18 protein-coding genes are annotated in these 13,153 nt (G+C 40.9%); 13 read left to right on the top strand and 5 right to left on the bottom strand.

Features of this window, described 5'->3' with window-relative positions; genetic code table 11:
• Window positions 1-159 precede the first annotated feature (159 nt).
• The 5 genes from ABCM67_RS15735 to ABCM67_RS15715 form a co-directional block, all read right to left on the bottom strand.
• On the bottom strand, window positions 160-699 hold the full coding sequence (locus ABCM67_RS15735; RefSeq protein ID WP_342993022.1) for an IS3 family transposase: 540 nt from the start codon (window positions 697-699) through the stop codon (window positions 160-162).
• On the bottom strand, window positions 624-1,073 hold the full coding sequence (locus tag ABCM67_RS15730; protein ID WP_342993021.1) for an IS3 family transposase: 450 nt from the start codon (window positions 1,071-1,073) through the stop codon (window positions 624-626). Before ABCM67_RS15730 ends, ABCM67_RS15735 begins: the two co-directional genes overlap by 76 nt.
• On the bottom strand, window positions 1,070-1,354 hold the full coding sequence (locus tag ABCM67_RS15725) for a transposase (RefSeq protein ID WP_342993020.1): 285 nt from the start codon (window positions 1,352-1,354) through the stop codon (window positions 1,070-1,072). The genes ABCM67_RS15730 and ABCM67_RS15725 overlap by 4 nt, the downstream gene beginning before the upstream one ends.
• A gap of 87 nt (window positions 1,355-1,441) precedes the next feature.
• A complete protein-coding gene (locus ABCM67_RS15720; protein ID WP_342993019.1) occupies window positions 1,442-1,591 on the bottom strand; it encodes a transposase in 150 nt (49 codons plus the stop codon).
• On the bottom strand, window positions 1,546-1,788 hold the full coding sequence (locus ABCM67_RS15715) for a hypothetical protein (RefSeq protein ID WP_342993018.1): 243 nt from the start codon (window positions 1,786-1,788) through the stop codon (window positions 1,546-1,548). Before ABCM67_RS15715 ends, ABCM67_RS15720 begins: the two co-directional genes overlap by 46 nt.
• Window positions 1,789-1,851: 63 nt before the next feature.
• Between ABCM67_RS15715 and ABCM67_RS15710 the strand changes: the two genes are divergently transcribed.
• The 13 genes from ABCM67_RS15710 to ABCM67_RS15650 all read left to right on the top strand — a co-directional run.
• Window positions 1,852-2,148: a transposase gene (locus ABCM67_RS15710; protein ID WP_342993017.1), complete on the top strand. Its 297-nt coding sequence runs from the start codon at window positions 1,852-1,854 to the stop codon at window positions 2,146-2,148.
• Between the two features lie 239 nt (window positions 2,149-2,387).
• Window positions 2,388-3,302: a restriction endonuclease gene (locus ABCM67_RS15705; protein WP_147603179.1), complete on the top strand. Its 915-nt coding sequence runs from the start codon at window positions 2,388-2,390 to the stop codon at window positions 3,300-3,302.
• A gap of 14 nt (window positions 3,303-3,316) precedes the next feature.
• Window positions 3,317-3,439, top strand: a complete 123-nt coding sequence (locus tag ABCM67_RS15700; protein ID WP_279223465.1) for a hypothetical protein — start codon at window positions 3,317-3,319, stop codon at window positions 3,437-3,439.
• A 29-nt stretch (window positions 3,440-3,468) separates the two neighbouring features.
• On the top strand, window positions 3,469-4,851 hold the full coding sequence (locus ABCM67_RS15695) for a GH1 family beta-glucosidase (RefSeq protein WP_147603180.1): 1,383 nt from the start codon (window positions 3,469-3,471) through the stop codon (window positions 4,849-4,851).
• Between the two features lie 67 nt (window positions 4,852-4,918).
• Window positions 4,919-5,056 carry a hypothetical protein gene (locus tag ABCM67_RS15690; protein WP_158526480.1) on the top strand — a complete coding sequence of 46 codons (138 nt, stop codon included), beginning with the start codon at window positions 4,919-4,921 and terminating at the stop codon, window positions 5,054-5,056.
• The gene (locus ABCM67_RS15685) at window positions 5,056-5,394 is read left to right on the top strand and encodes a hypothetical protein (RefSeq protein WP_252195751.1); all 339 of its coding nucleotides are present in this window, start codon (window positions 5,056-5,058) and stop codon (window positions 5,392-5,394) included. The genes ABCM67_RS15690 and ABCM67_RS15685 overlap by 1 nt, the downstream gene beginning before the upstream one ends.
• A 365-nt stretch (window positions 5,395-5,759) precedes the next feature.
• A complete protein-coding gene (locus ABCM67_RS15680; protein WP_147603181.1) occupies window positions 5,760-6,533 on the top strand; it encodes a NifB/NifX family molybdenum-iron cluster-binding protein in 774 nt (257 codons plus the stop codon).
• Window positions 6,534-6,741: 208 nt separating this feature from the next.
• On the top strand, window positions 6,742-7,452 hold the full coding sequence (locus tag ABCM67_RS15675) for a sulfite exporter TauE/SafE family protein (protein ID WP_021652660.1): 711 nt from the start codon (window positions 6,742-6,744) through the stop codon (window positions 7,450-7,452).
• Between the two features lie 44 nt (window positions 7,453-7,496).
• Window positions 7,497-8,690, top strand: a complete 1,194-nt coding sequence (locus ABCM67_RS15670) for a PucR family transcriptional regulator (protein WP_147603182.1) — start codon at window positions 7,497-7,499, stop codon at window positions 8,688-8,690.
• Window positions 8,691-8,931: 241 nt separating this feature from the next.
• On the top strand, window positions 8,932-10,269 hold the full coding sequence (locus ABCM67_RS15665; protein ID WP_015525486.1) for an aminotransferase class III-fold pyridoxal phosphate-dependent enzyme: 1,338 nt from the start codon (window positions 8,932-8,934) through the stop codon (window positions 10,267-10,269).
• Window positions 10,270-10,287: 18 nt separating this feature from the next.
• Complete coding sequence (locus ABCM67_RS15660) at window positions 10,288-11,415, top strand: iron-containing alcohol dehydrogenase family protein (protein WP_147603184.1); 1,128 nt, start codon at window positions 10,288-10,290, stop codon at window positions 11,413-11,415.
• A 113-nt stretch (window positions 11,416-11,528) separates the two neighbouring features.
• Complete coding sequence (locus tag ABCM67_RS15655) at window positions 11,529-11,864, top strand: P-II family nitrogen regulator (protein WP_015525489.1); 336 nt, start codon at window positions 11,529-11,531, stop codon at window positions 11,862-11,864.
• Window positions 11,865-11,891: 27 nt separating this feature from the next.
• On the top strand, window positions 11,892-13,153 hold a 1,262-nt coding region (locus ABCM67_RS15650; RefSeq protein ID WP_342993014.1), incomplete at its 3' end, for an APC family permease.

Here is a 13,153-nt window from a genome sequence, read left to right as displayed (position 1 = left end):
CCATAAAATAAACCTCCAAACTGAGTAATTCTATCTTACATCAGTTTGAAGGTTTACACAAACTTTGGGATACTCCCCTGCCGGAATGCAGAACCATGGTTCTATGTCAAGATTTCGTACAAGTTAAAATGAGGTTTTCCCATCTGAGTCTCTCCCATCTTAACTTACCATTGGCTCTTCGTCCTGTTGCATTCTACGATATAGTTCTTCGTAGTCATTTGGTGACATGTAATCGCAATGACTATGGATCCGCTTTGTGTTGTAGAATGCCTCCAGATATTCGAATACCAATCGATATGCATGATTATAATCGCGAATTTTGAAGCGATTCAGCCACTCGCGTTTGATCAGTGAATGAAATGATTCAATGCAGGCATTATCCCATGGATAAGCCTTTTTAGAATAACTGCACTGCATGTTTGCAGTGATACGTCTGTATTCCTTTGAAACATACTGTACACCGCGATCGGAATGCATAATCAATGGTTCTTCGATTTTTCGTCTTGCCTTAGCTTTGTTTATTGTTTCAATCACGCAGGACACCTCTAATGTATTTGACAGCGTCCAGGCAATGATTTTCCTGGAATATAAATCCATAATACTGGTCAAATAGACGAAGCCATCTATCGTCCAGATATAGGTAATGTCAGAACACCAAACTGCATTTGGTCGTTCTGGATTAAATTGTTCATCAAGGATGTTTTGAAGTTTGTTCTGAAATCGGAGTCTCTTGTGGTGATTGTCCACGGCTTTACCCACTGAGCCTTAATGCCCATTTGTTTCATGTACTGCCCAACAGTACGCTCGGAAATAGTTTCTCCTGTTTTGCACAACACTTGTGTGATTTTGGGAGCACCGTAATTCTGTTTAGATTTGTCGTAAATATCCTTGATTTTGGTTTTTACTGATTCCCGACGCTTTTCAGCATTGGAGGGAACATGTTTCAGCCATGCGCGATAGCCAGAACGTGAAACGCCAAGTATTTTCAACATTCCGGAGACAGAAACACGGCGTTTAGACTTGCGGGCTGCTTCTGCCTTCTCAGTAACTTCGAGGTAAATGGCTTCCGTCATTTTCCCAGAATGTTGATGGCTTTTTTTAATACATCAAGTGCATCCTGTGCATCACGTAGTTTACGCTTTAAACGTGCAATTTCCTTTGCTTCATCAGAAGCATAGTTGCCGGAACCACGGCTCTCAATGTCTCCGGTGTCACGCAGTTCTTTCTGCCAGCGAGACAGTGTCTGATGACTGATTCCTAAATTTGAAGCGCAACCCTGCAATCCTAATTCTCTGTGATCATGATAATATTGGATTGAATCCAATTTAAATTGTTTGTCATAGTGCTTTGCCATAATGAGATCCTCCTTCAGGGCGGTAACTACATAGTACCATAAAATTTGTAATTAGGGATTCTCATTTTGACTTGTACTATTTATATTCTAGCACCAGTTTTTATCTGTCTTTTTACATTGTTCTGCGTATGGACAGCCGGAGCAATCTTCACACTGATACACTTCTTCCTGACGCCCATACTTGTTCCCCTTTACGTTTTTTCGATATTGAAGATAAAATTTTTCCCGTTTAGGCAACGCATGATCCCGTCTTTCCCGATTGGAAAATTTACTGCACGAAATGGATCTTCATGATACTTCTTGTCTGTAGTCTCTTTCTTGAACATGGGGAACTTCATATATTTTTTCATTCCATGCTGCTCACAGAAGATGTAATTATTGTAAGAACCATATCCGGCATCAAGTTTAAATTGTTTGTCATGTTGCTTTGCCATATGAGATCCTCCTTCAGCATGCCTCTATTGTATCATGCTTATGTGTATTTGGAATTTCTCATTTTGGCTTGTACTATTTATATTCTAGCACCAAACCGTACTGTTCGGATCAACCGCGAACTTACAGCAATGCATCAGGAAGTGATTGAAAATCTCGAAAGTATCCAGGGAGCACTTCTGAGGATGAACAGATCCATCCAGGCAGAAGGTACATTTGGTATCATAAAAAACGACCGTTGGTACAAAAGGATTGTCCGAAGAGGAATAAAATCTGTACTGCTCGAAGTATTTCTTGTTTCTATTGGACACAATCTTTATAAATATTACAACAAACAGAAAAAAGCAACAACTGCCGCATAGGATTCCATAATAGCTTTTCTTATGTGGTAAGGGGAGTTATACACTTTTTTATGTAATATAACTATTATTATAACCATAAGCAAAAGGACGCATGAAAAAACTCTCGTTTTTTCACACGTCCGGTGCTCCTGATGCGAAATAATCAGCGAGTGCATTTTGAAACCTATGAGATTTTCAAGATTAGTTAAATGTGGTAGAATTCATATAGAAAATACTAATAAAAGGTTATCAAGATAAAAATGGAACGAGATTTTATCTCAATATTTATTTTTGCACTGGGAACAGCAGGAAGTATATACATTTTTAAAAGTATATTTGATTTTGTAATAAAGAGAAATTTTTCAAAATTATATGGAATAGGAAAATTGCCGAGAAGCATAAAGATAAGAAAGAAATCAAATGAGAAAGGGGAAAACTATTATTATCTAAATTATCCTTATTGGTCTGTAAGTAAAAAGGACGGTACAGCAGACAGGAGAGTAAAGAAAAACTATATCATATGGAAGAGAAGTAAATTATATGTTGAAAACTATTTGGTTTTTACAAAAAGACCATATGAGTTAGTTGGAGTAGTCAAAAAATTGCGTTTGCAAGGCATTGCAATAGATTTATGTAAAGAAGAAAGAATAAAACGTGCCGACCTTTTAAAGAAGAAAGAGACATTTGCGTGTAATAGTGATATTCAAAAAATCGTTGATTATTATTCGGAGAAACCAACTGATTTTGAGGGATTATGCTCGGAATTATTTGAAAGTTTAGGGTATATAGCTAAACTAACTCCCCCGACAAATGACGGAGGTTATGATATATCACTTACCAGAGGGGGAGAAAAAACGATTGTTGAATGTAAATGCTATTCAATAGGACATAAAGTTGGGCGTCCCAATATCCAGAAACTTGTAGGGGCAAATAATGTTGTATTAGCAGATAAAATGATTTTTATAACAACAAGTGATTTTTCCGGTGCAGCTATTTCTTACGCTGAAGAGGTGGAAGTAAAACTGATAAATGGTAATAAGTTAATGGAACTTTTACACAAGCAGGGTTTTATTGAAAAAGAAAAAGTTAAGATAAATGTGATGGAATGCCAGCTAGAAACGGCAGACTTATATCCATATGTTCCACGCGATATATATGAAAGTTTTTTTGAATGATTTTTGAAATATTTTTGAAAATTATTAAGAGAAATGGAGCAGTAACTCCGGGACATCTCAGAATTCCGGAGACCTATGAGATGGCGAGAGAACTTGCTGATTATATAGAGAATCTGGGAATTGAGGAATGGAAATAATAAGAGAAGTTAAACAATAGGAGAAAAATATGGGAAAAGAAAATGGAAAGAATGTAGGATTCCCTAAGGATTTCATCTGGGGAGCAGCAACAAGTGCGTATCAGATCGAAGGTGCAGTAAAAGAAGATGGCAAAGGTGAGCACATCTGGGATGTGTATACAAAAGAACCTGGGAAAGTATATTCCGGTCACACCGGCGAAGTGGCATGCGACCATTATCACAGATATAAAGAAGATGTTCAGTTAATGAAAGAAATGGGCCTGAAAGCTTATCGCTTTTCCATCGACTGGTCACGGGTTTTACCAGATGGATTTGGAAGAGTGAATGAGAAAGGTATTGAGTTCTATAACCATCTGATCGACGAGCTTGTGGAAAATAAGATCGAACCATATATTACTTTGTATCACTGGGAACTTCCATATGAAATCTATAAAAGAGGCGGATGGATGAATCCGCAGATCGTGGAATGGTTTGGAGAATATGCGAAGCTTGTTGCAGAAAGATTCAGTGACAGGGTAAGTCATTTCTTTACATTGAATGAACCACAGTGCTTTGTCGGACTTGGCTTTCTTACCGGAGAACATGCACCGGGAGTAAAAGCACCCATGAGAGATACCTTTGAAATGGCACACAATGCCTTGAAAGCACATGGAAGAGCGGTACAGATGCTCCGTACTTATGGAAAACAGAAACTGACGATCGGATATGCACCGACATCATCTGTCTGTTATCCGGAAACAGATCGGCCGGAAGATATCGAGGCTGCAAGAAAGGCATATTTTTCTCTTCAGGAGGATGACAGTAACTGGACATGGAATGTGTCCTGGTGGTCAGATCCTGTTTTGTTTGGACATTATCCGGAAGAGGGATTGGAACGTTATGAAAAATATCTTCCGAAAATCACAGAGGAAGATATGCGTCTGATTTCAGAACCAATCGATATCTATGGACAGAATATTTATAATGGAAGATGCTTCCGTATGGGAGAAGACGGGAAACCGCAGGAGGTTTGCCGGTATGAAGGTTTTCCAAAGACTGCGATCCAATGGCCGGTAACACCGGAATGTCTGCGTTGGGGACCGAAGTTCTTATATGAAAGATATCACAAGCCAATTTATATCACAGAGAACGGATTATCCTGTCATGATGTGATCTCATTAGATGGAAAAGTGCATGATCCAAACAGAATTGATTTTCTTGCAAGATATTTACAGGAACTGAAAAAGGTAGCAGAGGAAGTAGATATCAGAGGATATTTCCAGTGGTCTTTGATGGATAATTTTGAATGGGCAAAGGGTTACTCAGACAGATTTGGACTTGTATATGTAGACTACAGGAACCAGCAGAGAATTATGAAAGATTCAGCATTCTGGTATAAACACGTGATAGAGACAAAAGGAGTCGAATTATAAAAAGAAGAGACCGGATATGAAGATCCATCTTTTTGCGATCTGATGTGGAAAATCTGGAGAAGAATCATTGGGTCCGGCAGAAGTATTGAAGCTTCATGAGGTTTCAGTAAAAGAATTCCAGACGCTTGTGGCAACAGGGGAAGTGAAGCATGTTGCAGGCCTTGCAGCGTGGGCACGCTGGATGAGCAGAGAAGACGAAAAATAATGGAATATCATGGACTGGTGTCTTATAACACGGACAAATATCAGGAAGATCATGTATCCTGGTGGGACTGTGTCGATGTGATCTCTTCCAGCGGATATTATCCGATTGATCAATGGGAGCAGGAACTGGATCGTATCGAAAAAACAGTCTTAAAATATAAGAAACCATTTTTCTTTGCCGAAGTGGGATGTATGTCGCGAGAAGGTTCCGGGATGATTCCGAATAACTGGGGATTGCAGGGAGAACTTCGCCTGGAAGAACAGTGTGAATGGTATCGTGCAATGTTTGAGGCCTGTAAGAAACGACCATGGCTTCGTGGTTTTGCTTTATGGGAGTAGGCACCAAAGCTGCCTTCTGCTTCCGAGGCATGGAAGGACGACAGTTATGAAATATGTGAGAAACCGGTGCAGGTGATAATAAAGAGATTCTATGAGCATGAGGCAGGAACCTCATTAATGTAATATTTGTAAAGGAAAAAGAACAGTCTGTTTTGATGGGATTAATTTCTGTTATGACAGACTGTTTTTTCTATTCCATTATCAATAGTTGATTTGCGGAAAACATCGAAATATATGTGTCGTGAGGAGAAGTTTATGCTGTATATAATACTATTAGCTGAGCTATATGGACATATGTCAAAAATGTTATTGACATATGCCTTTTATAGAACTATTATATAAGAAAAGCAAGAAAGGAGCAGTTTATGCCGAGACCAGTAAAATGCAGAAAAGTTTGCCATTTCCCCAATGTTTTAGAATTCTTTCCGGCAGATGATACTGAGAAAAAAACACCTATTGTTCTGACGGTAGATGAGTATGAAACCATCCGTCTTTTGGACAAGAAAGGTTATAGTCAGGAGCAGTGCGCAGCATCTATGCAAGTCGCAAGAACAACCGTTCAACGAATTTATGAGATTGCCAGGAAGAAAATAGCAGATGCACTCATTGATGGATATCCGCTTAAAATTGAAGGTGGAGATTTCAAAATCTGTGATGGTCAGAGCGGTAACTGTAGGCTTGGAGGATGTTATAAGCAGGAGCTTCATCAAAAATATGCAGCAGAAAAAGGAGAAGGTATTATGAGAATAGCAGTAACGTATGAAAATGGACAGATTTTCCAGCACTTTGGACACACAGAGACATTTAAGATTTACGATGTAGAGGAAGGAAAAGTAGTACATTCAGAAGTAGTAGATACCAATGGAAGCGGACATGGCGCATTGGCAGGAGTTCTTAAAGCATTGAATGCAGATGTTTTGATCTGTGGCGGAATCGGAGGCGGCGCACAGACAGCGTTAGCGGCAGCCGGCATTAAGCTTTTCGGAGGAGTTTCCGGAGATGCGGATGAAGCAGTAGAAGCTTTTATCAATGAAACACTGGAGTATAATCCGGATGTGAAATGTTCTCATCACGAGCACAGCCACGGGGAAGGACATACATGTGGCGAACATGGATGTGGAAGCCATAGCTGTCATTAAGAAAAATAGCAAAAAATAATAATACAAAAGAATGTGTCAAGGTAATGGAGAAAGGCAACTGTTGACTTTTGCTTTTTAGCGTGCTAAAATCGAGAGTGTAGAAAAACAAAGACGTTTTGCAGTCATTATTGCAAAGCGTCTTTTTATTTTATCAGCAGTGATAAAGAGTGTGCGGTAAACAGATAATACAGAAAAGGAAGAATGCTCTATGAAAGAATTGTTATTTTTGCTTGTATTGTTTGTTTCTAATGTTATTCAGGCTATCACAGGGTTTGCCGGTACGGTATTGGCGATGCCGCCTTCCGTTTATTTGCTTGGGCTGGATCATGCAAAGGTGGTCCTGAATGTTATGGCCTGGCTGTCCGGACTGATGATCGCAGTGACCGGATATCGACATATAAACTGGAAAGAATTGCTTAAGATGTCTGCGGTCATGTTGGTTGGAATGTTTGCAGGGATACAGATCTGCCGGATCGTGAAATCTGAAAATATTCTTCTGACAATATATGGAATCATAATCGTCGTAGTTGCATTAAAGAATCTGTGCATTCATACAGAGAAAAAACTTCCGGATCTCATTTTGTGGATAGTTCTGATCCTGGCAGGGATAATTCATGGTATGTTTGTATCAGGAGGGGCTTTACTTGTGATCTATGCAACACAGGTACTGAAAGAAAAAGAAGAATTTCGTGCGACAGTGGCCCCTGTATGGGTGGTGCTGAATTTTTTTCTGATGGTTACCCAGTTCAGGAGCGGCCTGGTTGGAACGGCAGATATTCGACTGATCTGTATCAGTATCCTGCCATTACTTATAGCTACATGGTTAGGTAAAAAGCTGGTATGTAAAGTATCTCAGAAGGTATTTCTGAATCTGACTTATATACTGCTTCTGATATCTGGAGTATCTTTGATCGTCTGATGTAGTTGATCACAGGAAGCTGCGGTGGAGAAAGGTGTATAAATATGGCAGTAACATTGCGTGAGATCATAAAACAGGTACAGCATCTGGAGATGAAGCTGGTAGCAGGTGAGACAGGACTAGATCATGAAGTGTCATGGACTCATATGGTAGACAGCGACACGATTTCTGCATTTCTGCAGGGACAGGAGCTTACTTTTACAACTGGATTAGGATTGAATGAAAATCTGACTCTTCTTCGTCTGGTAAAGGAAGTATGGCGAAACAAAGCCAGTGGAATCGTGATCAATATAGGGCCTTATATCAGTGAGATCGGACAGGATGTTATTGATTTTGCAAATGAAAAGGGATTCCCGGTATTTGAAGTACCGTGGAGGGTTCGAATGGCTGAAATCATGCGGATCATATGTTTTGCAATAACAAAAGAGCAGGAGAACGCAATTGAGGTTGCGACGGCACTGAACAATGCCTTTTTATGTCCGTCCCAGGAAGAACTGTATGTTTCGGCACTGATGAGAAAAGGGTATTTTACAGACAGTGCATATACGGTTGTGAATGTGTGTGTTCTGGAAGACAATGATCGTGTAACAGGAACAAGGCTAGAGCAGATTTTATCTAAACTGAGCAGTCATATCCGCTGTAATTATAATGGGATTTTGTGTTGTGCCCAGGATAAGCAGATCCTTCTGGTTTTGTGTGATTATTCTGATGAAGCATGCAGAAAAACTACAGAGAGGATTTTTCAGATACTATGCAGGATGGTATGTCAGAAGGAACAGATTTTTGTAAGTGTAAGTAAGCAGATTTCCGGGATCAGGCAGATTTATAAGAGCTATCAGTTTGCGGAAAAAATGTCTGATCTACTATGTGTCTGTCAGGTTCCGGGCGAGCAAAGCACAGATGGCGGAAAGATTATTTTTTACAAAGATCTTGGGATTTACAGGGTACTGCTCACACTTACAGATAAGGAAGCAATAAAAGAATATCTGGCAGATACAGTAGCTCCATTGTATGAATATGATGAGATGAACCACTCAGATCTGGTCAGAGTACTTCAGTGCTACCTGGCTAACGACTGCAGTGTCAAAAGTGCGTCACAGGAATTGATCGTACATCGAAATACAATTAATTATAAGCTTGGAAAGGCTGCTGAGATACTTGGAAAAAATCTTTCTGATTTTGATGTGCGTTTTCAGCTGAGGCTGGGTTTCCTGTTATATCAGATGAATGAAATGTAAAAGGAAAATGCGGCAGCAGAATAATAACGATTGTGCTGCAGCACAAAAATAATTGGATAGATGTCTATTGCAGACAGCCAGTGTCGAGAGTAATATATGACTCAGATAAGACAAAGGCGTCTGGTTCACAAATGAATGTGGGCCGGGCGCTTTTCTTATTCTACAACAAATAATAAGTTTGTTTACCGCAAAAATGAACAATATTTAAAACTGAATTACAGATAAAGAGGAGGAAGTTATTATGAGTTTAACAGGAAAAGAAGTAGCACAGATGCACAAAGATTATGTGATGCAGTCATGGGCAAGATCAGGAGCAGATACTTTACCGGTAGAAAGAGCTGAGGGAATTTATTTTTACGATTATGATGGAAAAAAATATGCAGATATGGCTTCACTTCTGGTGTGTTCCAACCTCGGACATGAGCTTCCGGAGATCGTTGAAGCGATCAAGGAACAGGCTGATAAGATGTGCTTCATGGCACCGGCATATGCATCCGAGCCTAAGAGCATGCTGGCAAAAATGCTTGTAGAAGCAGCAGGAGCAGATACATACAAGAGAGTTTTCTTCACAAATGGTGGAGCAGAATCCAATGAGAATGCTATAAAAATGGCACGTATGGTAACCGGAAGAACCAAGATCTTTTCCTGCTACAGAAGCTATCATGGAGCTACACTTGGAGCATCCAATGCTTCTGGTGACTGGAGAAGATATGCAGCAGAGATCGGTGGTGCAAATGGGTTCGTACACTTTATGAACCCTCAGATGTATCGTGACGGATATACAAAAGGAGTTGATGATGCAGAGGTAACGAAAAAATATCTGGATGCGCTGGATCTGCAGCTCAGATATGAAGGCCCCGGAAATGTGGCAGCGATCCTGATGGAGTCTATAGTAGGTGCAAACGGTGTCATTCTTCCTCCAGACGGATATATGGAAGGTGTTCGTGCACTTTGTGACAAATATGGAATCCTTCTGATCTGTGATGAGGTTATGGCAGGATTTTACCGTACAGGAAAAATGTTTGCATTTATGAATTTCGACATGAAACCGGATATCATTACATTTGCAAAAGGTGTTACCTGTGGTTATGTACAGCTGGGCGGATGTATTGTAAGTAAAAAGGTTGCGGAGTATTTTGAGGAAAATGTTCTTCAGTGCGGACTTACTTACAGTGGACATACACTTGCATGTGCGGCTGGTGTAGCAGCAATGAAATATTATAAAGAACACGACATCGAGGGCCATGTAGCTGAGATGCACGAGATCGTTGCTCCGTTTATGGATGAGATGGTAAAGAAGCATAAATGTATTGGTGAAGCAAGATGTATCGGTTTGTTCGGTGCACTTGAAGTAGTCAAGAATAAAGAAACCAGAGAACCGATGCAGGAATACGGCGTACCCGGACCGGTAATGCCGTGGATATTTGCAGAATTAAAAAAACGTGGCTTTGCAACCTTCGGACGTGAGAACTTTATTGAAATCTGTCCGCCACTGATCATCACGAAAGAGGAGCTGGAAGAGTATCTCCCGATCCTTGATGAAGTGCTTACAATGGTCGATGAAAAATTTTGTGACTGATAAAGCAGGAGGTAGCCTATGAACTGGGATTATCTACAGCCGGTAAAAATTCATTTCGGCAAAGGCAGAGTAAAAGAAATCAAAGAAATAGCCAGAGAGCTTGGCTGCGAAAGAGGCCTTCTGGTGGCAGGACCGTTTTTCTTTAAAAGCGGTCTTGCCGAAAAGGTCATAAAAGAGTCAGAAGGAATGATCGTTGCTTCTTTTGGAGATGTTTCTCCAAACCCGGACGTTGCAGAGGTAGATGCCTGTGCGGAAGTGATCCGGCAGAAAAATATCGGATTTGTGGTAGCACTGGGTGGAGGCAGTCCCATGGATTGTGCCAAAGCAGCTGCCAGTGTAGCTCTGACTTCGGATTCCATCCGTAAGTATCATGGAACCGGAGTAGCAATGCCGGAGAAACATCTTCCACTGATCGCAGTTCCTACGACTGCAGGAACAGGAAGTGAAGTGACCTGTGTATCAGTTCTTTCGGATCATGCAAATGGAAAAAAAGCGCCGATCGTATCAGAGGGATTTTATCCGGCAGCAGCTATCATTGATCCGGAACTTACTTATACAATGCCACCGCAGGTTACGGCAGGAACAGGAATTGATGTTCTTTCCCATGCGATCGAAGGCTATTGGAGCAAAGGTCATCAGCCGATCTGTGATGTACTTGCGATGCATGCAGCAGAACTGGTATTCAAATATGTTTACAGAGCATACAGGAAGCCAGATGATGAGGAAGCAAGGGAGAAAATGTGCGAAGCATCTTTGATCGCAGGATTGGCGTTTACTTTACCGAAAACTACTTCGTCCCATGCGTGTTCATTTCCATTGACCAATATTTATCACATCCCGCATGGCGAGGCGTGTGGCCTGACCCTGGATTATTTTATAAGAATCAATGCAAAAGGCGAAGGTGGTGAACGTGTAGAGGAATTTGCCAGAAGGATTGGATTCAAAGATGCAGAAGAGATGGCGGATGCAGTTCTTGAATTAAAGAAAAAAATGGGATTGCGGTGTGATCTGAAGGATCTGGAGCTTGATGATGATCAGATTGCGGAGCTGGTTCGTATCAGCAGACATCCGAACCTTTATAACAATCCGGTGGAGATCACAGACGAGATGCTGGATGAGATGTATCGATATCTGGCCAGAAAGTGAAAGATTTTGATTGAATATTGAAAAAAATAATGATAATATAGAGAGAGACGATGGAGTCCGGATACTTTGGTATCTGGGCTCTTTTTGTATTTATGGATGGGAGATGAAGGATTATGAAACTGATCACAGCAATCGTAAGACCTGAGAAAGTGATGGACGTCATCAAAGCACTGGAGCAGGAAGGATATTTTGCTTTTTCAAAATGGGCAATTTCAGGAAGAGGTAAGGAAAAAGGAATTCAAGTAGGGGATGTCCTTTATCAGGAAATGGCAAAAAACATGCTGTATATTACTGTTGGGGACAAAGAAAAAGATGAGGTTGTAGATATTATCATTAACAGTGCAAAGAGTGGGCAGTATGGACATTATGGTGATGGAAAAATTTTTGTTTCCGATATCAGTGAGGCATATACGATCAGTGAAGAAACCAGAGAAGATGATGATGAATGATATGATTGATGAAGCAGGAGGATATATATGGGTGAAAGAAATAAAAGAACAAAATTAAAAAAATCCATGGGACCTGGTTCGATCTGGGCAGTTGCAGTCGGTTCCATCATTGGATGGGGATGTTTTATACAGGGTGGTCTCTGGACAGAACGTGCAGGTGGACCGCTCCCGCTGTTTCTGGGATTTCTGGCAGGCGGTCTTTTAATGATCGTGGTAGGCTACAGCTATTCTTATATGATCGCAAAATTCCCGGTAGCGGGTGGTGAATTTGCCTATGCATATAAAGGCTTTGGAAGAACTGCTTCGTACATATGCGGATGGATGCTGTCGCTTGGATATCTGTCTATTGTAGCTTTGAATGCAACGGCACTTCCGGTATTGGCATCCTATATTTTTCCTGGAGTCTTTAACAGAGGTTACCTGTATACAATTGCAGGATATGATGTATATATGGGTGAAGTCGGATTATCCCTGTTCTTTATCATACTTTTCGGGATCATGAATTACAAAGGTGCGAAATCTGTAGGAAATCTTCAGCTTGCGATGGTCCTTATCATGTGTGCAGCGGTTGTTGTATCAGTCATTGGTGTGATCGCAACAGGACATTTTGATGCTTCAAATCTGCAGCCGGCATACGGAGCCGAAGGCAAGTCTCTTGGAAGCGGTTTTGTATCTATCCTGGCATTGGCTCCGTTCCTTTATGTAGGATTTGACTGTATTCCACAGGCGGCAGAAGAATATGATTTTCCACCACAGAAGTGCAAAATGCTGATCATTTCAGCATTGATCGTAGGTGCTTTGATCTATGGTGCAATGGCACTGGTGACAGATTGTGTTGTTCCCTGGCAGCAGGTTCTGACTATGACAGATGCGAATGGAACTCTTGTAAAATGGCATACAGGTGCAGTTCTTGATCTTGCAATGGGAAAAGTTGGTGTGTGCTTTGTGGCACTGGCAGTGTGCATGGGGATTTTTACCGGTATGAACGGATTCTTTATGACATCCAGCCGTCTTTTATTTGGTATGGCAAGAGCAAAAATGCTTCCGTCAGCTTTTGAAAAGGTTCATCCGGAGCATAAAACTCCGTCCATATGTGTTGGGTTTACCATGATCATCTGCTGTATCTGCCCATTTTTCGGCAGAGAAGTGATCGGCTGGGTTGTAGATATGTGTTCCGTAGGTACTGCGTTCGGATATTTCTTTACCTGTGCAGGTGCTTATATTCTTCTGAAAAAATATGGCGATGATACAGATACAAATAAAATCCATCCGGCAGTAGCCATGGGCGG

It is taken from the genome of Blautia sp. 2227st1_G12_2227SCRN_220401 (assembly GCF_039062885.1).
Lineage (GTDB): Bacteria > Bacillota > Clostridia > Lachnospirales > Lachnospiraceae > Blautia_A > Blautia_A fusiformis.
Note: the sequence above shows the minus strand (reverse complement) of the source record. Positions and strands in the feature narration are given on the sequence as shown.

Excerpts from the sequence above, each read along its gene's own strand:
- ABCM67_RS15730 (WP_342993021.1), bottom strand. The coding sequence starts at position 1,073 with ATGACGGAAGCCATTTACCTCGAAGTTACTGAGAAGGCAGAAGCAGCC.
- ABCM67_RS15725 (WP_342993020.1), bottom strand. The coding sequence starts at position 1,354 with ATGGCAAAGCACTATGACAAACAATTTAAATTGGATTCAATCCAATAT.
- ABCM67_RS15715 (WP_342993018.1), bottom strand. The coding sequence starts at position 1,788 with ATGGCAAAGCAACATGACAAACAATTTAAACTTGATGCCGGATATGGT.
- ABCM67_RS15705 (WP_147603179.1), top strand. The coding sequence starts at position 2,388 with ATGGAACGAGATTTTATCTCAATATTTATTTTTGCACTGGGAACAGCA.
- ABCM67_RS15695 (WP_147603180.1), top strand. The coding sequence starts at position 3,469 with ATGGGAAAAGAAAATGGAAAGAATGTAGGATTCCCTAAGGATTTCATC.
- ABCM67_RS15685 (WP_252195751.1), top strand. The coding sequence starts at position 5,056 with ATGGAATATCATGGACTGGTGTCTTATAACACGGACAAATATCAGGAA.
- ABCM67_RS15680 (WP_147603181.1), top strand. The coding sequence starts at position 5,760 with ATGCCGAGACCAGTAAAATGCAGAAAAGTTTGCCATTTCCCCAATGTT.
- ABCM67_RS15675 (WP_021652660.1), top strand. The coding sequence starts at position 6,742 with ATGAAAGAATTGTTATTTTTGCTTGTATTGTTTGTTTCTAATGTTATT.
- ABCM67_RS15670 (WP_147603182.1), top strand. The coding sequence starts at position 7,497 with ATGGCAGTAACATTGCGTGAGATCATAAAACAGGTACAGCATCTGGAG.
- ABCM67_RS15665 (WP_015525486.1), top strand. The coding sequence starts at position 8,932 with ATGAGTTTAACAGGAAAAGAAGTAGCACAGATGCACAAAGATTATGTG.
- ABCM67_RS15660 (WP_147603184.1), top strand. The coding sequence starts at position 10,288 with ATGAACTGGGATTATCTACAGCCGGTAAAAATTCATTTCGGCAAAGGC.
- ABCM67_RS15655 (WP_015525489.1), top strand. The coding sequence starts at position 11,529 with ATGAAACTGATCACAGCAATCGTAAGACCTGAGAAAGTGATGGACGTC.